This is a genomic window from Streptomyces sp. Ag109_O5-10, from assembly GCF_900105755.1.
In the GTDB taxonomy this organism is placed as follows: domain Bacteria; phylum Actinomycetota; class Actinomycetes; order Streptomycetales; family Streptomycetaceae; genus Streptomyces.
On sequence record NZ_FNTQ01000001.1, the window covers coordinates 6,398,225 to 6,421,866 of the forward strand.

A 23,642-nucleotide genomic window follows, 5' to 3' on the forward strand; every position below is an offset into this window, starting at 1 on the left:
AGGATCGGCGGCGGGGCAGGCTGGAACCATGACGACGACGGCACAGGAGAAGACGGCCCCGCGGCAGACGGCGCCTGCCGCCCAGGGCCGGGGTGCGGACATCCGGCGGCACGAACTGGCCGCGTTCCTGCGCAACCGCCGGGAGCGGATCACCCCGGAGGAGGTGGGCCTGCCGCGGGGCACCCGCCGCCGCACGCCCGGACTGCGCCGGGAGGAGGTCGCCCAGCTCTCCGCGGTCGGCGTCACCTGGTACACCTGGCTCGAACAGGCGCGAGACATCCAGGTCTCCGTCCAGGTCCTGGACGCCCTCGCCCGCACCCTGCGGCTCGACGCCACCGAGCGCGCCCACCTCTTCCAGCTGGCCGAGGCCGTCGACCCGACCCCGGCCGCGAGCTGCACGGGGGTCACCCCGGCCCTGCAGGAGATGCTCCGCGCCCTGGAACCCCTGCCGGCCTCCGTCCAGAACAGCCGCTACGACATCCTCGCCTACAACCGCACCTACGCCCGTCTGCTGTGCGACCTCGACGCGGTCCCGCCCGAGGACCGCAACTGCATGATCCTCGTGTACACCAACCCCGAGTGGTGCCGCTCGATCGTGCACCTGGAGGAGACCCGCCGCCTGATGGCAGCGAAACTCCGCGCGTCGATGGCCGGCCATCTCGCCGAGCCGGCCTGGAAGATGCTGGTGAAGCGGCTGGCCGCGGAGTCCGCGGAGTTCCGCGAGAACTGGGATCGCTACGAGGTGGTGGACCCGGGCTCCAGGACCAAGCAGTTCCTCAACCCGTACGTCGGCCACCTCACCCTGGAACACACGGACCTGTTCCTGAACCCGGCGTCCGGGGCGCGGATGGTCACCTACGTCCCGGCCGACCAGGACACCCGGGAGCGCCTGGAGCGGCTGCACGACCTCGCGCGGGCGGGCACGCCGGCACCGAACTCCTGACCGGGTGGCGGGAATCAGTTCGCACAACTGAGTACGCGTACTCAGGACCGGGGCGCCGTCCGCCCCCGACCATGCAGGAGGACACGAGGAACGGCGAGACGGCGAGACGACGCAACGACGTATCGACGACCGGCCACGGGGGAGAAGACGATGGAATCCGGCCCGGCCCGCACCGTTGTCCGGCTGATGCTCACCAATCGCCTGTCGGTGGCCTACCTGGTCCTGGTCGCCGTCGTCATCGCCAAGGCCGTCGTCGACTCCGCCCACGCGGACGAGCACGGCTCCGACTACGCCTGGCTCTGGCCGCGCCTGGTCACGTTCCCGGTCTTCCCGCTGCTCGCCGCGCTCGGCCGGACGGCCTGGCGCGCGGACACCCCGAACTGGTTCTTCGTCGGCACGGTCGTCGTCTCGGCCCTGCTCCAGTCCCTGGCCCTGGGCGCCCTGCGCCAGGCCGTCCTGGCCCGGCACCGGCGCTCGGAGATCAGCTGTTCGTGACGCGGCGGGACGGCTAGACGCGCTCCGCGCTCCCCACGACCGTGCCGATCTCCGGTGCCGCCAGCCGTTCCGCGGCCCGCTCCGCCGTGGCGCGGGCCCAGCCGCCGTTCGTCACGGCGCCCAGGAGCAGGACCGCGAGACCGCAGCCGGCCAGGATCCACCAGCCGGGGCGGGCGGCGCCCACGAAGGTGCCGGCGTACGACGACGAGCCGATCCCGGAGGCCAGCACCGCGCCGATCACCGCGACGCCCAGGGTCTGGCCCAGCTGGCGGCTGGTGGAGGCGACCGCGGCCGCGACGCCCGCCTGGGTCCTCGGCATGCCGGAGACCGCGGTGTTGGTGATCGGGGCGTTCACGAAGCCGAAGCCGACGCCGAACAGGACGTAGCCGAGGAAGAGGGTGGTGTCCGAGGTCTCCGCCTCGAACGCGGCGAACAGGACCGCGCTCGCGGTCATCGCGACGCCGGCGATCACCAGCGGCAGCCGCGGGCCCCGGCTGCCGACGAGGCGCCCGGCCAGCGGGGCGCACAGGAACATCGGGACCGCCATCGGCAGCATCCACAGGCCCGCGTGCAGGGCGTCCAGGCCGCGCACGTTCTGCAGGTACAGCGTGGACAGGAACAGGAAGCCGCCGAGGGACGCGAACGCGCTGATCGCGATCACGGTCGCGCCGCTGAACGGGGCCGAGCGGAAGAACCGCAGGTCGATCAGGGGCTCGTCGCGGCGCGGCTCGTACCAGAGGAGGCCCAGCAGGGCGGCGATGGCCACCGCGGCGAAGGGCAGGACGGTGTCCGTGCCCGCCGTCGGCGCCTCGATGATCGCGTACGTCAGCGAGCCGAACAGGGCGATGACCAGCACCTGGCCGACCGGGTCGGGGCGGCGGGCCTTCGGGGCCCGGGACGCCGGCACGAAGCGCAGGGTCAGCAGGAGGGCCGCCAGGCCCACCGGGAGGTTGACCCAGAAGATCGCGCGCCAGCCGACCGACTCCACGAGCAGGCCGCCGACCAGTGGCCCGGCGGCCATGGATATGCCGACCACCGCGCCCCACACGCCGATCGCCCGGGCCCGCTCGCGCGGGTCGGTGAAGGTGTTGGTGATGATCGACATCGCGACCGGGTTGAGCATCGAGCCGCCCACCGCCTGGATCATGCGGAACGCGATCAGCGAGTCGAGGTTCGGCGCGAGGGAGCAGAGCAGGGAGCCGATCGAGAAGACGACCAGGCCGGTCATGAAGACCTTCTTGCGGCCGACCCGGTCGCCCGTGGAACCGGCGAGCATCAGCAGCGAGGCGAGGACCAGGGTGTACGCGTCGATCGTCCACTGCAGGCCCGCCGTAGAGGCGTGCAGTTCGCGCTGCATGGACGGCAGGCCGACGTTGAGCGCGGTCGTGTCGAGACTGACGATCAGCAGGCTCATACAGCAGATCGCGAGGACGAGCATGCGGCGGCGGGGGCTGAGCTCGGGCATGGCTCCCATCGTACGCCCGTGTCGATAGTGCGTCTAACTAATGAGTGATACATGATCGTGACCGGGAGTGCCGAAGAGGCGGTTGTCCACAGGGGCCGACGAGCATCGTCCGGCGTACGGGACAATGGGGGAATGCCCGAGTCCACGTCCCCCCTCCAGGTCGGCCCGCACACCGTCCGGCCGCCGGTCGTCCTCGCCCCCATGGCGGGCATCACCAACGCGCCCTTCCGCACCCTGTGCAGGGAGTTCAGCGGCGGCAAGGGGCTGTTCGTCAGCGAGATGATCACGACCCGGGCGCTGGTCGAGCGCAACGAGAAGACCATGCAGCTGATCCGCTTCGACGAGACCGAGAAGCCCCGGTCCATCCAGCTGTACGGCGTCGACCCGGCCACCGTCGGCAAGGCCGTCCGCATGATCGCGGAGGAGGGCCTGGCCGACCACATCGACCTGAACTTCGGCTGCCCGGTCCCGAAGGTGACGAGGAAGGGCGGCGGGTCGGCCCTCCCCTACAAGCGGAACCTGCTGCGCGCCATCCTCCGCGAGGCCGTCGCCGGCGCCGGAGACCTGCCCGTCACCATGAAGATGCGCAAGGGCATCGACGACGACCACATCACCTACCTCGACGCCGGCCGGATCGCCGTCGAGGAGGGCGTCACCTCCATCGCCCTGCACGGCCGCACCGCCGCCCAGCACTACGGCGGCACCGCCGACTGGGAGGCCATCGCCCGCCTGAAGGAGCACGTCCCGGAGATCCCCGTGCTCGGCAACGGCGACATCTGGTCGGCGCAGGACGCGCTCAGGATGGTCCGCGAGACGGGCTGCGACGGAGTCGTGGTCGGCCGCGGCTGCCTGGGCCGGCCGTGGCTCTTCGCGGACCTCGTCGCCGCCTTCGAGGGCCGTCCGGAGGACGTCCGCGAGCCGTCCCTCCGCGAGGTCGCCGACGTCATGGTCCGGCACGCGACCCTGCTGGGCGAGTGGCTCGGCGACGAGTCCAAGGGCGTCGTCGACTTCCGTAAGCACGTCGCCTGGTACCTGAAGGGCTTCGCGGTCGGCAGCGAGATGCGCAAGAAGCTCGCCATCACGTCCTCGCTGGCCGACCTCCGCGCCGGCCTGGACGAACTGGACCTCGACCAGCCCTGGCCCTCCGGCGCCGACGGCCCCCGCGGCCGTACGTCCGGCAACAACCGCGTGGTGCTGCCGGACGGCTGGCTGAAGGACCCCTACGACTGCGCGGGCATCGGCGAGGACGCGGAACTGGACACTTCGGGAGGCTGAGCGCCGCGCCCGTAGGGGCGCCGGGGGTACCCCCTCCGGCCGGAGGCCGGGGGAGGAACTGCGTGATCAGCCCCCCACCGGCCCGCGCCGGGCGAACCGCACGCTCAGTTGGACTTCGGGTCCGGCGTGGAGCCGTACGCCGCCAGGAACTTGTCGCGGAACGCGCTCATCTTCCACACCGGGGCGTTGTGCGCCGGCCGCAGACCGTCCGTCCAGTTCCAGGAGTTGACCGCGTCCAGCACCTTCGGGTCCTTGGCGACGATCGAGATCGGCACGTCACGGCTGGCGTGGTTGCCGCTGACACGGGCGATCGGCTGGTGGTCGCCGAGGAAGACCAGCACCGTGTTGTCGTTGCCGTAGCGCTCCAGCCACTCGGTGAGCGCGGTCACCGAGTACTGGACCGACTTGCCGTACTCCTGGCGGGACTTGGTGGTGTCGGCGATGACGTCGGACGCCTTGTTGCCGGCCTTCTGGATGGCGTTGAAGACCGAGCCGTCGCCCAGCTGGTCCCACGGCACCATCTTCGGGATCGGCGCCCACGGCTGGTGGCTGGAGGTCAGGATCAGGAACGACATCCGGGACTTGCCGTCGGCCGGCTTCTTGCTGTGCACCCGGTCCTGGAACTGCTGGAGCGCGTACTGGTCGGGCATCGTCGACCAGCTGAACTTCGGTCCCCGGTAGCCGAGCTGGAAGGCGTTGTAGACCTTGTCGAGGCCGTAGTAGCTCTGCTCCGGCCAGCCCTTCTGGATACCCGGCATCACGCCGACCGTGTCGAAGTCACCGGTCTTCTGGAACGCCTTGGTGATGCTCAGGTGGTCGCTGGCCATCACGGTCCGGTAGCGCTGCTGGTTGCTGACCCACAGGCCCGACATGGTGGTGGAGTGCCCGAGCCAGCTGCTGCCGCCGTAGGTCGCCGAGGTCAGCCAGCCGCTCTTCGCGTGGTAGCCGGCCTTCGCGAGGGCCTGGGTCCGGACGGCGAGGGTGTTGTCGACGCCGGGCGCCTCGATCGGGTCCTCGATGGCGCTGCGGCCGTAACTCTCGATGAACGTGAAGACGACGTCCTTGCCGCGCAGGCTGGTCAGCAGCTGGTCGGGCGGGGTGTTCCCGAAGGCGTCCACCTTGGCGACCTTCCGGAACTCCGCCTCGTCGCGCAGGGTGTCCCGCACCTGCTGCGACCTGGCCTTCAGCGCGACGGCGGTGCGGTCGGAGGCCAGCGGCACCCCGCCCAAGCCCTGGAGGCCGAAGGAGGAGCAGGTGATCCAGACGACGCCGGCGATCAGCGTGCCCCGGGTGGCCCGCCCCGGATGCCGGGCCAGCAGATTGCTCAGCCGTACCGTCGCCAGGGCGAGCAGCACGAACAGCAGCAGCAGGAGGACGACGGCACTGACACTGATGGCGACGGTGGCGGTCCGCCCCAGCGTGTCCTCCAGGTACGCCTCGGCGTCGCCGAGCAGGCTCCAGTCCAGGACGGGGTTGAAGTTCCGGCCGAGGTATTCGTAGAACCCCATGTCCATGAAGTTGACCAGGGTCAGCGCACCGAGCACGACACCGAACACCACGGCCATGACGATGCGGGGCCGTCGGGGCAGCACCAGCGCGACGGCGGCGGCGACGACCCCCTCGGACGGTATCCGCAGGAACTTCGCCGGCCCGAGCCCGGCGAGGGAGTTCGGCATCACCAGCGCCGCGATCACGAGCACCGCGCAGAGCACGTTGACGCCGATCGACAGCGCGGAGGAAGCGGTGGGATGCGCGTCCCGCCAGGTCTGCCGCCGCTCCCGGACCCGCCCACTCCAGGCGGCCCACCCGCGCCGACGGGGACGAGGGCCGTCTTCCGGGACGGGGACGCTCTCGGATCCGGCGTCGGCGTCGACGGCGGCCTCGGTTCGGTCGGCGGCTTCGGTCTTGGGGCCGGCGGCGGCTTCGGCGGCTTCCGGCTCGGCCTCGGTTCCGTCGGCGGCTGCGGCTTCGGGCTCGGTTCGGTCGGCGGCTGCGGCGGCTTCCGTCTTGGGGCCGGCGGCGGCTTCGGCGACTTCCGGCTCGGGCTCGGTTCCGTCGGCGGCTGCGGCGGCTTCCGGCTCTCGCTCGGTTCCGTCGACGGCTTCCGGTTTGGTGCCGGCTTCGGCTTCGGTGTCGGTCTCGGCGGTCGTTTCGGGCGCGTTGTCGGTCTCGGCGGTCGCCTCGGGCGCGGCGTCGCCCGGCTCGGCGACGGGCACGGACTCGGCCGTGGCCGCCGCCGGCTCGGACTTCGGGGCCTCGGATTCCTCCGGCGGGGTTGCGCGTTCGGACGGCCCGGACGGCGTGTCCGATGGCTGGCGAATGCTCGTGTGCTGAGACAACCCGGAGGTCCTTCCGTGCGAGACCCGTGAAACGGAAGCGGGCCCACGCTCGGAGGCCGAGCCCGCCACATGTCCGTACGGCCCTCATTAGGCCCGTGTTCAGGCCATTCGGCAAACACCGGGCAAACACAGCGTCCTGCAGGCGCCCCGGACGGGGCGCTGGGGGTCCCCCCCGGCCGAAGGCTGGAGGAGGAACTGCGCGACCAGCCCCCACGCACCCGCACCCGACGGACGGCCCCCAGCCCCCTACGCCCCGCCCACGGCGGTGAGCAGCGCCAGCGGAGCCGCCGCCGACCGGGACTCCCGCACGCACGCGTGCGGATACGGCACCGGCTCCGGATGCGAGTCCCTCCCGTACCCGGCCAGCACCTCCGGCAACCGGTGCCCGCCCGCCGTCGCCGCGTCCACCAGCCCGTGCGCCACGGCCCGGGCCTCGTCGTGCAGCCCGTACCGGGCCAGTCCCAGCGCGATCAGCGCGTTGTCGTGCGGCCACACCGACCCACGGTGGTACGACAGCGGGTGGTACGCCGCCTGTCCCGCGGCCAGCGTCCGCACCCCCCACCCCGAGAAGAAGTCCGGCTCCAGCAGCCGCCGCCCGACCACCTCCCCGTACTCCTTGTCCAGCAGCCCGGACCACAGCAGATGCCCGGCGTCCGAGGCGAGCGCGTCGACCTGCCGGCCCTCCCCGTCGAGCGCCAGCGCCGGGAAGGCGGCGTCCCGCATCCAGAAGTCCTGCTGGAACCGGTCCCGCAGATCACCGGCGGCCTGCTCCAGGAGCGCCGCGTACGTCTCGTCGGCCCACACCGTCCGCGCCAGCCACGACGTCCGGCGCAGCGCGTCGTAGGCGTACCCCTGGGCCCCGGCCGCCATCACGGTCCCCATCGGCCGGCTGCCGTCGGCGGAGCAGATCGCGCCGGGGGAGTCCTTCCAGTTCTGGTTGGCGAGGCCGCCCTTGTCCGCGCGGTAGACCAGGTAGCCGCGCGAGGTCAGCCCGCCGTGGTCGAGCATCCACCCGACGGCCGCCCGGGCGTGGCGTTCGAGCCGCCGGGCCATCTCGGCGTCCCCGGTCTGCTCGACGTACGCGCCGAGCAGGATCAGGAACAGCGGGGTCGCGTCGACCGAGCCGTAGTAACGCCCGTACGGCACCTGCCCGAAGTGGGCCAGTTCGCCGTGGCGCACCTCGTGGACGATCTTCCCGGGCTGGGCCACGGAGTGCGCGCCGGTCTCGGTGGCCTGGGTGGCGGCGAGGGCGGGCAGGGTGGCGGCGGCCAGACGGGGGCGGTAGGGCAGGGCGAAGAGGGAGGTGAGGAGGGCGTCGCGGCCCAGCAGGGTGAGGAACCAGGGGGCCCCGGCCGCCGGGACCCTGAGCTCCTCGCCGTCCGGTCCGGTGGCCGGCACCTGGAGCGCGGCGAGGTCGGAGAGGCCGCGGGCGCAGGCCGCCGCCAGCTCGGGCCAGCCGGTCGGGAAGGCGACGCCCTCCACGAACTCGCCCTCCAGCGCGAGGAGCTGTTCGTTCAGCGCGGCCGGGTCGCGGGGCACCCGCAGGGCCCGTTTGTCGCCGTGCGGGCGCGCCATCACCCGGACGAGCAGTTCGGTGGTGCCGTGCGGTGCCAGCTGCAGCGTCCACACCATCCGCCGGGCGCCGGTGCCGGTCTCCTCCACGCCGTCCGGGGACGGCTCGGCGGTGATCGACGTGGACGACCGCCACTCGCCCCGGCGGTAGCCGAACTCCAGCCCGTCGTCGAGGACGTGGCGGGAGCGGACGGCGCCGGACTTGGCATAGGTGCGGTGGTCCGCTCGGAGCTCGAACTGGTCGGTGAAGTCGGCGTCGGCGGTGATCGCGAGCCGGATCGTGGTCGGCACCGGACGGTTGCTGGTGACCCGCAGGGACTCGACGAACGAGCCGTCGCCGACGGCCTGTTCCCGGAAGAGCGTGTGCGCGGGCGGTTCCTGGCGGCCGCCGCGCGGGACCAGGACACAGCGCGTGCCGTCCCCGTCGGCGACCGGGGTGAGCACCTCGGGCAGCGCCCCGTCCACCGTCAGCTGCCAGCGGCTGAGGTGCCGGGCGTCCCGTACGAATAACCCGTCCGGGGAACCGCCGCCCCGCACGCCGCTGATGTCGCCGCGGTCGTCCACTGCCGCGAACGTCGTGCCGTGCACGAGCAGATGATGCCGGTCCGTCATCCCCGGTCCCCTCCTTCGTCCCTCTGGTCGAACGTGCGGTGTCCGGCGAGGACACCCCGTTTTGTCAGCTCTTGTGCAGGTTTTGACGTTCGGTATGTGGCTCTTCGCGCAACGTGGTGTGCGGCGCCGTGTGCTGCCGGCGGTGCAGGTCCAGGGCGAGCGCCGCGGTCCAGCTGAAGCCGGTGGCGCCGCACGCCTCGCCGGTGTGCGGGTCGACGTACTCGGCGAACGCGCTCGTGTCGGCCGTCCGTACCACCGCCTCGGCGAGGGCGTCCGCCCGCTCCCGCTCGCCGTGCTCGCGCAGCCCCCGCTCCAGCAGCCAGCCGGTGTTGAACCAGGCGGGCCCGCGCCAGTAGCGGTGCGGGTCGAAAGCCTCGCCGAGCAGGTCGTAGCTGGGCACCAGGCCGGACCCGGTGCCGAAGTGCGGGCCGTCCAGGGTGCGCACGAGCGCGGCGGCGATCTCCCGGGGCAGGCCGGGCAGGAGCAGCGGGACCAGCCCGGAGACCCCGCGCTCCGGGATGAGCGAGCCGCCCCCGTCGGCCCCGCCGTCCGTGCCGCCCCGCAGGTCGCGGCAGAGGAAGATCTCCTTCTCCGGGTCCCACAGCCGGTCCACCAGCGCGGCCGTCAGCCTCTCCGCCCGCGCGTGCCGGGCCGTGCCGGGCGCGCCCAGCTCCCGCGCGATCCGTGCGAGGGCGTGCTCGGAGGCGATGAGCAGTGCGTTGAAGGCGGGGTCCTCGACGGCGAAGTCCCTGGTCCGGTCGGTGTATCCGGCGTCGCGGTAGTCGGCCGCCAGCCGTACGTACCGCCCGTAGTCCAGGTCCGTGGGCCGGTCCTCGGCCGCGCCGTGGTCCAGGTCGGCGCGCCGGAAGGAGCGCGCCGGGGCCGGGACGACCCGGGCGAGCGGGGCGTCCCAGCAGGGGCTGTTGTCCATACCCTGTTCCCAGGGGTGCACGACGGACGCCAGCCCGGCGCCGCCCAGGTCGCGCCGGTGCAGCAGATAGCGGTGCCAGGCGGCGAGCCGCGGGTAGACGCCGGCCAGGAAGCCCCGTGCCCGCGACAGGCCCGGGTCGGCGAGGTGCACCAGCCAGGCCGCCAGCGCGTGCACCGGTGGCTGCACGATCCCGGAGGTCTGTACGGTGCGCGGGGCGCCCGCAGCGCGCCCCGCGGTCGAGGAGCGCCAGAAGTCGGGGCTCGGGAAGTACGCGTCGAGGGGCACGGAGGGGTTGAACACGATGTGCGGGATCCGCCCGTCGCCCCACTGGGCGGCCAGCAGCGTCTGCAGCTCCGTCTGCGCGCGCAGCGGCGAGAGGTGCCTGAGGCCGATCGCGATGAACGCCGAGTCCCACGACCACTGGTGCGGATACAGGTTCCGGGAGGGCACGGTCGAACTCCCGGTCCAGTTCCCGTCGAGCACCTGTGCGGCTCTGACGTGCAGCGACCGTCGTGCGCCTGCGCCGGTGGCGGCGCGGGCGGGCGGCGGATCGTATGCAATGCCGCGGTCGAGCGCATGGGTGGTGAGCTGGGCAGTGCGATCCACTCGGGACTCCCCGAAGACGTCCGGCCGACCGGGTTTGGCAGTGGCTACCGTAGGGTTACGTCTATTTAACACGCAAAACTCAATATGTAATGCAAGCTTGAGAAACACAAGGGGGTGCGCATGACCGGACGTCCCGGCAGGACCGGCAAGGGCGGCGGACAGGCGAGCGCCGGAGATCTGCTCGAACTGGTGCGCAACGGGCGGGCCGTGACGCGCGGGGCCCTCCAGCAGGCCACCGGCCTCTCCCGAGCGACCGTCGGCCACCGCCTGGACCGCCTGTTCCGCGCGGGCTGGCTGCGCGAGGGCGCCGGCGGCCCGGTCGACTCCCCGCTGGGTGGTCGCCCCTCCATCACCCTCGAGTTCGACGACTCCCACGCGGTCGTCCTCGCCGCCGACCTGGACACCCGGCACGCCCGCGCCGCCGTGCTCACGCTCACCGGCGAGCTCCTCGCCGAGCACTCCGGCACCCTGGTCATCCAGGACGGCCCGGAGGCCGTGCTCGGCGAACTCGGCCGCTGGTTCGCCGAGTTGCTGGAGAAGGCCGGCCACCGCGCGACGGAGGTGTGCGGGATCGGCCTCGCGGTGCCGGGCCCGGTCGACACCGACACCGGCCGGGTCGTCCAGCCGCCGATCATGCCCGGCTGGGACGGCTACGACATACGAGGCCGCCTGGCCAGGGCGTTCTCGGAGCACACCGGCGCGCCGGCCGTCCCGGTCCTGGTCGACAACGACGCCAACCTGATGGCGTACGGGGAGCAGCGCACCGGGCACCCCGACTGCTCGGCGTTCGTCCTGGTCAAGGTCTCGACCGGTATCGGCGCCGGGGTCGTGGTGGACGGCTCGATCTACCGCGGCGTCGACGGCGGCGCCGGGGACATCGGCCACATCCGGGTGGGCGCGGAGGCGCAGTGCCGGTGCGGTTCCCGCGGCTGCCTCGCGGCGGTCGCCAGCGGTGGTGCCGTGGCCCGGCGGCTGGCGGAGGCGGGCGTCCCGGCCGCCTCCGGCTCGGACGTGCGCGACCTACTCGCCTCGGGCCATCCCGAGGCGGCAGCGCTGGCCCGGGAGGCCGGCCGTCTGGTCGGGGACGTGCTGGCGACGGTCGTGACCCTGCTCAACCCGGGCGTCCTGATGATCGCGGGCGACCTGGCGGGCACGCCGTTCCTCACCGGCGTGCGCGAGCTGCTCTACCAGCGGGCGCTGCCCCGCTCCACCGCTCATCTGGACGTCGTGACGTCGCGGCTGGGGGAGCGGGCCGGGCTGGTCGGAGCCGGGGCGCTGGTCGTGGAGCACCTGTACGCGCCGGAGCGGGTCGAGGAGCGGTTGCTGGCGCTGGGCGTGTGACCGGCGCGTTTCCGGCGGGTTCTGGTGTCCGCCCCCGCGTCCGCATGGTGAACTCCGGCGGTCTGTGGCAGCGTGATTCTCGCCACCCTTGATAAGGGTTGCGCTCAGATGAGCGGATCATGGGCGACTGCACTTCTCCAAGGGGTGGCACTGGGTGCCACCCTTTGATCGTTCATCGATCGAAATCAGGTGTGCAGTGAGACCGCTCAAGTGAGCGGAAAGGTGCGGTGCTGAGCGATCTTGTGTTCAAGAAGTGAAAACACGATCCGGTCTCCGCTTGCCAAGCTTTGACTTTCGATCCGGTGGCGGACGACTGGTTACGGGCGCATGACACGCAAGCAGACGTACCCAGACGCCTTTGATCTGGGTATGTTCCTGGCCGTCAGGGCAGCCACCGAGTCTTCCAGGGAGTCGAGACCCGTGTCGGAAAACAAAGAACCCCACGGTGTGAAGTTCGTTTACGACTTCACCGAGGGAAACAAGGACCTCAAGGACCTCCTGGGTGGCAAGGGCGCGAACCTCGCCGAGATGACCAACCTGGGACTCCCCGTTCCTCCCGGCTTCACCATCACGACGGACGCCTGCAAGGTCTACCTCGACAGCGGCGAGGAGCCGGCGGCACTGCGTGACGAGGTGAGTGCGCACCTCGGAGCCCTCGAGGAGCGGATGGGCAAGAAGCTCGGCCAGGCCGACAACCCGCTGCTGGTCTCGGTCCGCTCCGGCGCCAAGTTCTCCATGCCCGGCATGATGGACACGGTCCTGAACATCGGCCTCTCCGACAAGTCCGTGCAGGGTCTCGCGAAGCAGGCCGGCGACGAGCGCTTCGCGTGGGACTCCTACCGCCGCCTCATCCAGATGTTCGGCAAGACGGTCCTCGGCGTCGACGGCGAGCTCTTCGAGGAGGCGCTGGACGCGGCGAAGGAGGCCAAGCAGGTCACCGTCGACACGGAGCTGGAGGCGGCCGACCTCAAGAAGCTCGTCACCAGGTTCAAGAAGATCGTCAAGGCGGAGGCCGGCCGGGACTTCCCGCAGGACCCGCGCGAGCAGATGGACCTCGCGATCCGCGCGGTCTTCGACTCCTGGAACACCGACCGCGCCAAGCTCTACCGCCGCCAGGAGCGCATCCCCGGCGACCTCGGCACGGCCGTCAACGTCTGCTCCATGGTCTTCGGCAACCTCGGCCCGGACTCCGGCACGGGCGTCGCCTTCACCCGCGACCCCGCCTCCGGCCACCAGGGCGTCTACGGCGACTACCTGCAGAACGCCCAGGGCGAGGACGTGGTCGCGGGCATCCGCAACACGGTCCCGCTGGCCGAGCTGGAGAACATCGACAAGAAGTCGTACGACCAGCTGATGCAGATCATGGAGACGCTGGAGAACCACTACAAGGACCTCTGCGACATCGAGTTCACCATCGAGCGCGGCCGGCTGTGGATGCTTCAGACCCGCGTCGGCAAGCGCACCGCGGGCGCGGCCTTCCGGATCGCCACCCAGCTGGTGGACCAGGGCCTGATCGACGAGACCGAGGCCCTCCAGCGCGTCACCGGCGCCCAGCTCGCCCAGCTGATGTTCCCCCGCTTCGACGAGCAGGCGAAGACCCAGCAGGTCGGCCGGGGCATCGCCGCCTCGCCGGGCGCGGCGGTCGGCAAGGCGGTGTTCGACTCCTACACGGCCGTCAAGTGGTCCCGCTCGGGCGAGAAGGTCATCCTGGTCCGCCGCGAGACCAACCCCGACGACCTCGACGGCATGATCGCGGCGGAGGGCATCCTCACCTCCCGCGGCGGCAAGACCTCCCACGCGGCCGTGGTCGCCCGCGGCATGGGCAAAACGTGTGTGTGCGGCGCCGAGGATCTTGAGGTCGACACCAAGCGCCGCCGCATGACGGTCCCCGGCGGCCAGGTCGTCGAAGAGGGCGACGTCATCTCCATCGACGGCTCGTCCGGCAAGGTCTACCTGGGCGAGGTACCCGTCGTACCCTCCCCGGTCGTCGAGTACTTCGAGGGCCGGATGCACGCGGGCGCCCAGGACGCCGACGAACTGGTCGAGGCGGTCCACCGCATCATGGCCTTCGCCGACCGCAAGCGCCGGCTGCGGGTGCGCGCCAACGCCGACAACGCCGAGGACGCCCTGCGCGCTCGCCGGTTCGGCGCCCAGGGCATCGGCCTGTGCCGCACCGAGCACATGTTCCTGGGCGACCGCCGCGAGCTGGTGGAACGCTTGATCCTGGCGGACACGCAGGAGGACCGTGAGGAGGCGCTGAGCGCCCTTCTCCCCCTCCAGAAGAAGGACTTCGTCGAACTCTTCTCGGCGATGGACGGCCTCCCGGTGACGGTCCGTCTCCTCGACCCCCCGCTGCACGAGTTCCTCCCGGACATCACGGAGCTCTCGGTCCGCGTGGCCCTCGCCGAGTCCCGCCAGGAACCCCACGAGAACGAGCTCCGCCTCCTCCAGGCGGTGCACCGCCTGCACGAGCAGAACCCGATGCTGGGCCTGCGCGGCGTACGCCTCGGCCTGGTCATCCCCGGCCTGTTCACGATGCAGGTCCGCGCCATCGCCGAGGCCGCCGCGGAACGCAAGAACGCCAAGGGCGACCCGCGCGCCGAGATCATGATCCCCCTCGTCGGCACGGTCCAGGAGCTGGAGATCGTCCGCGAGGAGGCCGACCAGGTCATCGCGGAGGTGGAGGCGGCGACGGGCACGAACCTGAAGCTGTCCATCGGCACGATGATCGAACTGCCGCGGGCCGCCCTGACGGCGGCCCAGATCGCGGAGGCCGCGGAGTTCTTCTCCTTCGGCACGAACGACCTGACCCAGACGGTCTGGGGCTTCAGCCGCGACGACGTCGAGGCCTCCTTCTTCACCGCCTACCTGGAGAAGGGCATCTTCGGCGTCTCCCCCTTCGAGACGATCGACCGCGACGGCGTCGGCTCCCTGGTCGCGGCCGCGGCGAAGGCCGGCCGCGCCACCCGCCCCGACCTGAAGCTCGGCGTCTGCGGCGAGCACGGCGGCGACCCGGAGTCCGTCCACTTCTTCCACGAGGTGGGTCTGGACTACGTCTCCTGCAGCCCGTTCCGCATCCCGGTGGCCCGCCTGGAAGCGGGCCGGGCGGCGACCGAGTCAGCAGGCAGCGACCACCGCTGAGGCCCTCCCAGGCCTCCCGCGAACCCCGGGTCCGCCGTCCGTCCCCGACCCTCAAGACCGATGGACGGCGGCCCCGGCACGCAAGAAGAGGGGCGGCACCCTGTGCGGGGGTGCCGCCCCTTCGTGGTTGCCGGGGCACGCCTGAGGCCGTTGCGCCCTCGTTGTGGCCGCCGGGGCAGCTAAGCGGTCGGCTCCGTGGTTCCTTCGACGGCCTTGGTCCTGGCCGGCGTTCCGTCCGGGGCGAACGCGTGGTGGAAGGTGAAGGCGTGCGGCGCGGGGCCGTGGTCGTGAAGGTGTTCCAGCCTGGAGACCCCGTCCTGCCAGGTGGGTGTCACGCCGTCGGAGACCCACCAGAACACGTGACTCGGGTGTCCTGTCCTCTCGAACCAGTCGTAACGCCTGTTCAGCGCCTCACGGTGCGGACCGGTGTAGACGGCGTCGAAGGCGGGGCGCAGGCCGGTCCAGAGGGAGAGGGTGGCGGCCAGGGCGGTGGTTTCCACGGTACGGCCCTTGCCGTACCAGGCCGGTACGGCGAACTCGCCCCACGCACCCCAGTCCGCCTCGAAGAGCATGCCCCGGTCGCCGTCCGCCGCTTCGGCGTGCGCGAGATACCCGGGGTGGCGGCTGAGTTTCCGGTAGACGGCCTCGCCGGTGTCGTAGAACTCGCGCGTGAGAGGCGCGGGATCGGCGAGAGGCGACTTCAGGACACCGAACGTGTACAGCGCAAGACGGGGCATGCGTTTCTCCCTGGTCGGGGATGCCTGGGGTGCGGATTCGCGGGCGGCTCAGCCCGGGGCAACTCCTGTGCGACCGTGGGCAGTCGCCGAGGACCGAGGTGAAGGTAGCCGCCTGGGCGGGCCATGTCGAAGTTGCGTCTTCCTTGTCCAAGTGGCCTCTCGCAGAGGTCATTTCGGGGACGGGGCGGGGCGGGGCGGGCCGCGGGGGGCCGTCTCGTCGTGCGGGCGGCCGGGGAGGTTTGACGACCTGTTAGCGTGCCCGGATGGAAGATCTGAGCCCCGTGGCGTGGCCGCCCCAGCCGATCAGGACCGAGCGGCTCGTGCTCCGTGAGCCCGAGAACCGGGACCGTGCGGCGTTCGTCGAACTGCTCGCCTCGCCGGAGGTGCACACCTACCTCGGCGGGCCCCGGCCGCGGGACGAGGTCGAGCGTGAGCTGCCCGGGGTGCCCGAGCGGTGGCCCGGCAGCTTCGCCGTCGAGCTCGACGGGGCGATGATCGGTCAGGTCCTGCTCAGGAGAGCGACGGGGCACCGCCGCCCGGCGGCCGAGGGGAAGGCGGACCTCGGCTACCTGTTCCTGCCCCGGGCGTGGGGATGCGGGTACGCGTTCGAGGCGTGCTCGGCGGCGCTGGGCTGGCTCGACGGCGAACTTCCCGGCGAGCCGGTGGTTCTCGCCACTCAGAGCGCCAACGTCGCCTCGATGCGCCTCGCGGCGAAGCTGGGCTTCACCGAGGTGGAGCGGTTCGAGGCCTGGGGTGCCGAACAGTGGCTCGGGATGCGGTCCCCGGGCCCGTCGGGAGCCGTCCTCCCGCACTGAGGGCGGTCAGAGCAGACCGAGGTCGTCGAGCTCCTTGTACAGGTCGGAGCGCGGGGAGTCGGGGCGGGGCTGCGGGGTCCTGCCGCCTGCCGGGGCACGAGGGGTGAGGTCGCCGGAGGCGGGCGGGGGGCGCGGCGGTCGCGGAAGAGCCAGGCGCCGACCAGGCCGCCGAGCAGCCCGCCGAGGTGGCCGAGCCAGCTCACGCCGGGGGTGCCGGGGACGGCCACGGTGAGGAGGTAGGCGAACGACGCGCCCATGACGATCCCGATCAGCGTGTCGATCAGGTGCCGGTCGAAGAGGCCGCGTACGACGACGTAGCCGAAGTACCCGAAGATCAGTCCGCTGGCGCCGACCGTCGCCACGTCGCCGTGCTCGAAGAACCACACCACCAGGCCGCTGCTCAGCGCGATCAGGAGAGTGAGGCCGAGGAACCGGGCCACTCCCCGGTAGGCGGCGAGGAACCCGAAGACGAACAGCGGGCCGGAGTTGCTCTCGATGTGCGCCCAGCTCCAGTGCAGCAGCGGGGCGACCAGGATGTCGGGCAGGGTGCCGACGTCGCCGGAGACCACCGCGTAGTCCCGGGAGAGGGCGTAGTGGTCGGAGTAGTTGGCCAGTTGCACCAGCCAGACGACCGCCAGCAGACCGAACATCACGAAGAACGCCTTCCGCGCCTCCGCGATCATCTGCTCGGGGCTCATCGGTACCGGTCGTACTGGTACGGGCCGGTCCTTCTTCGGCTCTTTCTTCGGCCCCTTCTTCGGTTCTTCCGCCGGTTCCTTCTTCGACGTACCCATGGCGGGCTCCCCCCTCGAACCGCTCGAACGCCATCGGCGTCCCCACCACGGCGCACTCTACGGCAGCCCACCGACAGCGGCCGAGACCCGGCTACAGCGCCCGGCTACAGGGCCGGTTCCGCCCACAGATCCGCCGGTACCACGCCGACGGAACGGCCGTGTGGGTCCAGCAGGCGGCCGAGGAGTTTGTCCTGGCGCAGGGTGACGACCCGGTCCGCGATGTCGAGGGCCGGGTGGGCCGTCGCCAGGTGGGTCTCCAGGCGGAGGATGTCGCTGACCGAGTGCAGGCTGGCCTGGAGGATGAGGTTCTGCGGGCCGCTGATGGCGGCGCAGTTGCGGGTCTCGGGGAGGCGGATGAGGGACTGGCCGACCCCGGGGAGGTCGGCGGGCGGCACCCTGGCCCAGAAGGTGACGGCGACCGGCCAGCCGCCGAGGGGACGGGCGAAGTCGCAGCGGAAGCGGAGCAGCCCGTGGCGGGTGAGGGCCTCGACGCGGCGCTTGGCGGTGGAGAGGCTGACGCCCAGGTCCCGCGCCAGGGTCTGGTAGGGCGCGCGGCCGTCGTGGGCGAGACGGACGGCGAGGGCGCGGTCGGCGGGGGTGAGCTGCCGGTGGGTTGTCCGCTGCGCGGCGGGTGCGGGTTCCTGGGCCGTCAACCGGGCGCGCTGGGCCGGGGCGAGGGCGGCGATGCGCCAGTGGCCGCCCTCGGTGAACATGTGGGTGACGATCCGGGACCGTACGGCGGTGATGCCCGGCAGGTGGGGGAGCAGGTCGAGCGCGTAGCGGGACAGGGCCGGCAGGTCGGGGGCGGCGACCGTGGCGAGGATGTCGTGGCCCGAGGCCGTCCGCTCGATCGTCACCATGTGGGGGTGGGCGCTCAGGGCCTCGGCGACCCGGGCCGTGGTTCCCGGGGCGCAGTCGATCACGACGTACGCCACGCAGATCTGCTCCAGCAGGCGCGGGCCGGGCGAGAAGCCGACCCAGGCCGTGCCCTGCGCGGAGAGGCGGTGGAAGCGGCGGGCCACCGTGACCGGGTCGACGCCCAGGGCGCGGCCGAGCTCGGTCCAGGAGGCGCGCGGGCTCAGCTGCAGCGCGTTGATCAGCGCCAGTTCGTCCTCGGTCAGCAGGGGAGGTACGGGCGGGAGGGCGGCAGCATCCTGCGTCTGCTCGTCGTGCGAGCCGGAATCCTGCGTTTCGGAGCCGATGTGCGCCACTCTCCCATTGTGGACTTCCAGGGGCCCGCACCTCGCGGGCGCAGCCGTGAAGAAGGGCCGGAGCATGGCGTTCGCCGACTACCAGAACGAGATCTACCTCGACGGGCTGCGCGGTGTGGTGCCGCGGTTCCCGATGTCGTACGGCGACCTGGAGCCGCTGGCCCTGGCCGCGCTGCCCCCCGCCGTGCGCTCGTACGTCGCGGGCGGCGCCGGTGACGAGCGGACCCAGCGGGCCAATGTCGCCGCGTTCGAGCGCTGGGGTCTGGTGCCGCGCATGCTGGTGGGGGCCGCGGAACGGGACCTGTCCGTCGACCTGTTCGGGATGCGGCTGCCCTCGCCGCTGTTCATGGCCCCGGTCGGGGTGGTCGGGCTGTGCGCGCAGGACGGTCACGGTGACCTCGCCGTCGCCCGCGCCGCCGCCCGTACCGGCGTACCGATGGTGGCCTCCACGCTGACCGTCGACCCGCTGGAGCAGGTGGCCGCCGAGTTCGGCGACACCCCCGGCTTCTTCCAGCTCTACACCCCCACCGACCGTGAACTGGCCGAGAGCCTGGTGCACCGGGCCGAGAAGGCCGGGTTCAAGGGGATCGTGGTCACCCTCGACACCTGGATCACGGGCTGGCGGCCGCGTGACCTGAGCACCGGCAACTTCCCGCAGCTGCGCGGGAACTGCCTGGCCAACTACACCGGCGACCCCGTCTTCCGGGCCCGCCTCGGCAAGAACCCGGAGGACGACCCGCAGGGCGCCGTCGCGCTCTGGGCGGGGATCTTCGGCAACCCGCTCACCTGGGACGACCTGCCCTGGCTGCGGTCGATCACCGACCTGCCGCTGATCCTCAAGGGGCTCTGCCACCCCGAGGACGTCCGCCGCGCCAAGGACGCCGGGGTGGACGGCGTCTACTGCTCCAACCACGGCGGCCGCCAGGCCAACGGCGGGCTGCCCGCCCTCGACGTGCTGCCGGAGGTGGTCGAGGCCGCAGACGGCCTGCCCGTCCTGTTCGACTCCGGGGTCCGGACGGGCGCCGACATCGTCAAGGCCGTCGCGCTGGGCGCCACCGCCGTGGGCGTCGGCCGCCCCTACGCGTACGGACTCGCAGTCGGCGGTGAGCCCGGCCTCGTCCACGTCCTGCGGGCGCTGCTCGCCGAGGCCGACCTGATCATGGCCGTCGACGGCTACCCGACGCTCGCCGACCTGACGCCGGAGGCGCTGCGCCGGGTCGCCTGACCGGCGGGCCGCCGGTCCCTCAGCCGGTCCCGGCCGTGACCGGAACGGTCCTGGTCATGATGCTCTGCCCTGCTTCCAACCGGACAGAATCGACAAAGGATGCATAGCACGCCCAGTCGATATGGTGAGCATATGACCGCGACCCGAGGGGACGCGCGCCGCCGCGAGCAGGTGCTCGCGGCGGCGCTGACCGTCTTCGCCACGTTCGGCTATCGCAAGACGTCGATGGACGCGGTGGCCCGCGCCGCCGACATCTCCCGCCCCGGCCTGTACTTCCTCTTCTCGGGCAAGGAGGAGCTCTTCCGCGAGACCGTGCGGCAGGAGCTGGACCGGGCGCTCGCGGACGTCCGCGCGGCACTGGCCGCACCCGGCGCGGACCTCGAAGCCCGCCTGGTGGCCGCGCTCGACGCCAACCTCGGCCGGTACGTCGGCACTCATCTCAACGAGGGCGTCGACGAACTCCTCGAGCACGGCACCGCACAGCTCCACGACATGGGCGACGACCACCGAAACGCCTTCCTGGACGCGCTGGCCGAGGCGATCACCGACGCCGGCCGGCCGGCGGCAGGCCACGCCACACCCCGCCAGATCGCCGAGGTCCTGCAGGCGGCCGGCGAGGGCTGGAAACACCGCGTCGGCGACCGGGCGGAGTTCGTGCGCAAGCTGGGGGTGGCGGTCGCGGTGGCGCTGCGGACGTAGGACCGCGCCCAAGGGCTTGCCACGGTGACCGGCGGCTCGACGGGGGCGGGCCTCAGGCGGGGACCGTCCCCGTCGTCGCCAGCAGGTCGGTGGAGAGCCGCCACAGGCGGGCCGCGCGGTCGGGGTCCAGGGCGTGGGCGGCCACTCCCCGGCGGATGCCGGGCCGGTGCGGGCCGGCCTCGACGCAGTCCTCGAAGTACCGCCCGGTCACGCCCTCGACCAGCGGCGAGGCGGCGAGCAGCGCCGAGGTGGCGGCACCCTGTGCGATGTCCTTCCAGGACACGTCGGTACTGGTGGCGTCGAACGAAGCGGGGCTGTTGGAGATGTCCCCGATGTGGCGCCCCAGCCGGGTGCTGGTGATGCGGCCGGGGTTGAGGGCGTTGACGGTGACCTGGTCGGGGGCCCAGCGGCGGGCCGCCTCGACGGTGAACAGGACGTTGGCGGTCTTGGACTGGCTGTAGGCGGCCCAGGGGTCGTAGGGGTGCCGCTCGAAGTTGACGTCGTCGAAGAGGACGTCGCCGTTGACGTGGCCGACCGAGCTGACCGCGACGACGCGTGCGCCGTGCGCCGCGGCGAGGGCGCCGTGCAGGCCGGTGGCGAGGGCGAAGTGGCCGAGGTGGTTGGTGGCGAACTGCATCTCCCAGCCCTCCCGCGTCCGCTGGAGCGGCGTGGCCATGACGCCGGCGTTGAGGACGAGGATGTGCAGCGGGCCCTGCCAGGCATCGGCGAAGGCGCGCACGGAGCGCTGGTCGGCGAGGTCGGCGAGGGCGGCGCGTACGCTGCCCGGTCCGCTCGCCGGAGTGATCTCCTCGGCCGCCCGCATCCCTGCCGCCAGGTCGCGGACGCCGATGGTGACCTCGGCGCCGGCGGCGGCGAGGACGCGCGCGGTCTCGCGTCCGATGCCGGAGGCTCCGCCGGTGACGACGGCGCGCCTGCCGCCGAGGTCGACACCGGTGAGCACCTCGGCGGCGGTGCTCAGGGCTCCGAAGGGGGTGGTGACGAGGGAACGGGACATGGGGCACTCCAGGGGAAGGTGGTGGAACGGGGTGGGCGCGGCTGAGGGCGCGGCCGGTGGCGTCGGGGCAGGGGCCGTCGTACGCTCATATCCGGAACTGGTTCCGGTTCGCTCTTCGACAGTAAGCGGAACCGGTTCCGGTTGCAAGTGGCGGTGACACGAGGAGGGGGCTGGGTTGACCGGCATCGACGAGGGTGCGGCGACGTCCCGCAGGCCGTTGCGCGCGGATGCGCGGCGCAACGAGGACCGGCTGCTGGAGGCCGCGGCGGCGGCGTTCGCCCGTGAGGGGGCGGGTGCCTCGGTCAAGGACATCGCCCGTCAGGCGGGCGTCGGCGTCGGCACGCTCTACCGCAGGTTCCCCGCCAAGGAGTTGCTCATCGAGGCCGTCTACCGGCACGAGGTGCAGCGCCTGTGCGAAGCGGCGGAGGAGCTGGCGGCCGCGCTGCCGGCGGTGGCGGCGCTGCGGGCGTGGATGGAGCGGTTCATCGACTTCATGGCGGCGAAGCAGGGGATGGCCGACGCGTTGCGGGTGATCCTGACCGACGAGAGCGAGAAGCTGCACACCCGCACCCTGCTGGTCGACGCGATCGCCCACCTGCTGGGCGCGGGGGAGGGGGCGTCGGCGGTGCGGCCCGGGGTGGACGCGCGTGACGTGCTGATGGCGCTCGGCGGGATCAGCCTGATGGCGGCGAACGAGGGACAGCGCGAACTGGCCGGCCGGCTCATCGACTTGCTGCTGCGCGGGGTGGCGGGGGACCCGGGAGGGGCGGAGCCACGGAAACCCTGTTGAGGGACCGGGCGGTCCTGCGGAAGGCTCCGCGGTCATGGAGTTCTTCTGTTACCACCGGGACCGGGCCGGCTCCCTCGCCCTGCGCAGGGAACTGGCGGAGGACCACTGGGCCTACATGGACCGGTACGCGGACGTGCTGATCGCCCGTGGGCCGACTTTCGCCGCCGACGGTGAGACGCCCACCGGGAGCGTGCACGCCGTCGATCTGCCCGATGCGGCCGCCGCCCGTGCCTTCGCCTTCGACGAGCCCACCTACCAGGCCGGTGTGTACCGGGACGTACTGCTGCGGCGGTGGCGCAACCTGCTGGGGCGCACCATGTGGGAGTTCCCGGGCGGACGGGCCGGTGGCGACCGGTATCTCGTGCTCGGCCTCGGGCCGGCTCGGGCCACCGCCGACGATCTCCGTCTGCCCACCGGCGCCGACCACGACGAGCTGATCGCTTTCGGGCCGCTGCTGTCCGACGACGCCACCACCTGGGTGGGGACCGCCGCGCTGGTCCGGGCCGCGGATCCGGACTCGGCACGGGCCGTTCTGGCTCCCGCCCCGTACGCGGACGTCGAGGTGCACGACTGGGAGTTCGGCGGACGACGGTGATCAGGCGTCGACGCCCGGAGGCCTGCCGCCGACGCCGGGTGGGCGGAGCCGAGGACGATGCGGTGGAGGCGAGCCGTGCGCGCGGTGCACGGCATCCCTTTACCGGACCAGCAACTCCGCGAGTGCGTCGGCGAATTCCGTGATGCGGTCCGGCTGAGGGCCGCCGCGTGCGCTACGGAAACCGTGTCGGCGGCCCCAGAATGCCGTCTGGACGGCGTGGAACTGGGCCCAGCGCCGGACACGTTCGCGGTCCAGCTCCGCCGACTCTGCGAACACGTCCAGCAGGCGGAGGGACGCTTTCGTCAGGTCACCGGCGCCCATGAGCGTCAGGGCGCGGGATTTCAGCAACGTACCGCCGTCGTACGCCGGATCTCCCACGTATCCCTTCGGGTCGACCGCCAGCCAGGGTTCCCGGTCCGCCCGTAGGATGTTCCGCGCGTGCAGGTCGCCGTGGACGAGGGTGTCCGGCTGGGTCCGGCCCAGTTCGCGGGTGGTGGCGACGGCCGCGTCCACCACGCGGGGCGGCAGCGCGTGGGGCATCTCCACAGCGTCCCTCCGCAACTCCGTCTCCCACGCCTGCGCGCGCTCCTTCAACCGCGGCAGGCCCGGTGGTGCCGCAACGGCCAGGCGGTGGTTCAGGCGGCCCGCGACCGCCACCACCGTCGCGTCGTCGGACTCGAGCGCCGCCAGCGTCGACGTGTGGGCCCGTTCCAGGAGAAGGGCGAAACGGGCGTCGTCCCGTCGGTGGAGGACGACCGCTCCCCGGCCCGCCCACGCCTCGAACGCGTCCGGCTCGTGGACGTTCCCGGGGTGCGGGAAGGACACCTTCAGGACCGCCGGCCCGCCGGCCGGCCGCTGCCGTACGGGGACGATCACCCCCACGCCGCCGTGCGTCACCCCGCCGTCCGGCACGCAGTCCCAGCGGTCCAGTAACTCGTCGACTATTGCCGGGAGTTCGGCGATCCAGGCCGCCCCGCGGTCGCCCTCGCGCTCGATCGTGCCGCGTACCAGTGCCTCCGGGATACCGATCATCCCGGCACC

Annotated in this window: 18 protein-coding genes and 1 pseudogene; 10 read left to right on the top strand and 9 right to left on the bottom strand. The window is 72.3% G+C overall.

Features of this window, described 5'->3' with window-relative positions; genetic code table 11:
• Positions 1-28 precede the first annotated feature (28 nt).
• Together BLW82_RS29165 and BLW82_RS29170 are read left to right on the top strand one after the other, a co-directional pair.
• Positions 29-943, top strand: a complete 915-nt coding sequence (locus tag BLW82_RS29165; RefSeq protein ID WP_093503263.1) for a helix-turn-helix transcriptional regulator — start codon at positions 29-31, stop codon at positions 941-943.
• 150 nt (positions 944-1,093) lie between these two features.
• Complete coding sequence (locus BLW82_RS29170; RefSeq protein ID WP_093503265.1) at positions 1,094-1,438, top strand: SCO4225 family membrane protein; 345 nt, start codon at positions 1,094-1,096, stop codon at positions 1,436-1,438.
• Between the two features lie 13 nt (positions 1,439-1,451).
• Here BLW82_RS29170 and BLW82_RS29175 read toward each other — a convergent pair whose 3' ends face one another.
• Positions 1,452-2,903, bottom strand: a complete 1,452-nt coding sequence (locus tag BLW82_RS29175) for an MFS transporter (protein WP_093503267.1) — start codon at positions 2,901-2,903, stop codon at positions 1,452-1,454.
• 132 nt (positions 2,904-3,035) lie between these two features.
• Here BLW82_RS29175 and dusB point away from each other — a divergent pair, with 132 nt between their 5' ends.
• Positions 3,036-4,178 (top strand): tRNA dihydrouridine synthase DusB, encoded by a 1,143-nt coding sequence (gene dusB / locus BLW82_RS29180; protein WP_093503269.1) that lies wholly within the window; start codon positions 3,036-3,038, stop codon positions 4,176-4,178.
• A 104-nt stretch (positions 4,179-4,282) separates the two neighbouring features.
• Here the strand turns inward: dusB and BLW82_RS29185 are convergent, their stop codons facing one another.
• The 3 genes from BLW82_RS29185 to BLW82_RS29195 all read right to left on the bottom strand — a co-directional run bounded on the left by BLW82_RS29185 (position 4,283) and on the right by BLW82_RS29195 (position 10,238).
• Positions 4,283-6,394 (bottom strand): sulfatase-like hydrolase/transferase, encoded by a 2,112-nt coding sequence (locus tag BLW82_RS29185; RefSeq protein ID WP_256216239.1) that lies wholly within the window; start codon positions 6,392-6,394, stop codon positions 4,283-4,285.
• A gap of 369 nt (positions 6,395-6,763) precedes the next feature.
• A complete protein-coding gene (locus tag BLW82_RS29190; protein ID WP_093503271.1) occupies positions 6,764-8,701 on the bottom strand; it encodes an amylo-alpha-1,6-glucosidase in 1,938 nt (645 codons plus the stop codon).
• Between the two features lie 64 nt (positions 8,702-8,765).
• A complete protein-coding gene (locus tag BLW82_RS29195; protein ID WP_256215999.1) occupies positions 8,766-10,238 on the bottom strand; it encodes an MGH1-like glycoside hydrolase domain-containing protein in 1,473 nt (490 codons plus the stop codon).
• 120 nt (positions 10,239-10,358) lie between these two features.
• Here BLW82_RS29195 and BLW82_RS29200 point away from each other — a divergent pair, with 120 nt between their 5' ends.
• Complete coding sequence (locus tag BLW82_RS29200) at positions 10,359-11,579, top strand: ROK family transcriptional regulator (RefSeq protein ID WP_177233104.1); 1,221 nt, start codon at positions 10,359-10,361, stop codon at positions 11,577-11,579.
• A 420-nt stretch (positions 11,580-11,999) separates the two neighbouring features.
• Positions 12,000-14,720, top strand: a complete 2,721-nt coding sequence (gene ppdK, locus BLW82_RS29205) for a pyruvate, phosphate dikinase (RefSeq protein ID WP_093503275.1) — start codon at positions 12,000-12,002, stop codon at positions 14,718-14,720.
• A gap of 179 nt (positions 14,721-14,899) precedes the next feature.
• Here the strand turns inward: ppdK and BLW82_RS29210 are convergent, their stop codons facing one another.
• The gene (locus BLW82_RS29210; protein ID WP_093503277.1) at positions 14,900-15,457 is read right to left on the bottom strand and encodes a DUF3291 domain-containing protein; all 558 of its coding nucleotides are present in this window, start codon (positions 15,455-15,457) and stop codon (positions 14,900-14,902) included.
• A 263-nt stretch (positions 15,458-15,720) separates the two neighbouring features.
• Between BLW82_RS29210 and BLW82_RS29215 the strand changes: the two genes are divergently transcribed.
• Positions 15,721-16,272, top strand: a complete 552-nt coding sequence (locus BLW82_RS29215; RefSeq protein WP_093503279.1) for a GNAT family N-acetyltransferase — start codon at positions 15,721-15,723, stop codon at positions 16,270-16,272.
• A 200-nt stretch (positions 16,273-16,472) separates the two neighbouring features.
• Here the strand turns inward: BLW82_RS29215 and BLW82_RS29220 are convergent.
• Positions 16,473-17,066 (bottom strand): annotated as a pseudogene (locus BLW82_RS29220) (rhomboid family intramembrane serine protease); the annotation flags it as partial.
• A 104-nt stretch (positions 17,067-17,170) separates the two neighbouring features.
• On the bottom strand, positions 17,171-18,277 hold the full coding sequence (locus tag BLW82_RS29225; protein WP_256216000.1) for an Lrp/AsnC family transcriptional regulator: 1,107 nt from the start codon (positions 18,275-18,277) through the stop codon (positions 17,171-17,173).
• Positions 18,278-18,341: 64 nt separating this feature from the next.
• On the opposite strand from BLW82_RS29225, the gene BLW82_RS29230 reads away from it, so the two are divergent.
• Together BLW82_RS29230 and BLW82_RS43515 are read left to right on the top strand one after the other, a co-directional pair.
• Positions 18,342-19,502 carry an alpha-hydroxy-acid oxidizing protein gene (locus BLW82_RS29230; protein ID WP_093503283.1) on the top strand — a complete coding sequence of 387 codons (1,161 nt, stop codon included), beginning with the start codon at positions 18,342-18,344 and terminating at the stop codon, positions 19,500-19,502.
• A gap of 132 nt (positions 19,503-19,634) precedes the next feature.
• Positions 19,635-20,201, top strand: coding sequence for a TetR/AcrR family transcriptional regulator (locus BLW82_RS43515; RefSeq protein ID WP_256216001.1), 567 nt, complete (start codon positions 19,635-19,637; stop codon positions 20,199-20,201).
• Between the two features lie 52 nt (positions 20,202-20,253).
• On the opposite strand, the gene BLW82_RS29240 is transcribed toward BLW82_RS43515, so the two are convergent.
• Positions 20,254-21,216: an SDR family NAD(P)-dependent oxidoreductase gene (locus BLW82_RS29240; protein WP_093503285.1), complete on the bottom strand. Its 963-nt coding sequence runs from the start codon at positions 21,214-21,216 to the stop codon at positions 20,254-20,256.
• 175 nt (positions 21,217-21,391) lie between these two features.
• Between BLW82_RS29240 and BLW82_RS29245 the strand changes: the two genes are divergently transcribed.
• Both BLW82_RS29245 and BLW82_RS29250 read left to right on the top strand, forming a co-directional pair.
• Complete coding sequence (locus tag BLW82_RS29245; RefSeq protein WP_256216002.1) at positions 21,392-22,006, top strand: TetR/AcrR family transcriptional regulator; 615 nt, start codon at positions 21,392-21,394, stop codon at positions 22,004-22,006.
• Positions 22,007-22,040: 34 nt separating this feature from the next.
• Positions 22,041-22,601, top strand: coding sequence for a YciI family protein (locus tag BLW82_RS29250; protein WP_093503287.1), 561 nt, complete (start codon positions 22,041-22,043; stop codon positions 22,599-22,601).
• Positions 22,602-22,700: 99 nt separating this feature from the next.
• On the opposite strand, the gene BLW82_RS29255 is transcribed toward BLW82_RS29250, so the two are convergent.
• Positions 22,701-23,633, bottom strand: coding sequence for an aminoglycoside phosphotransferase family protein (locus BLW82_RS29255; RefSeq protein WP_093503289.1), 933 nt, complete (start codon positions 23,631-23,633; stop codon positions 22,701-22,703).
• Positions 23,634-23,642: the final 9 nt, after the last annotated feature.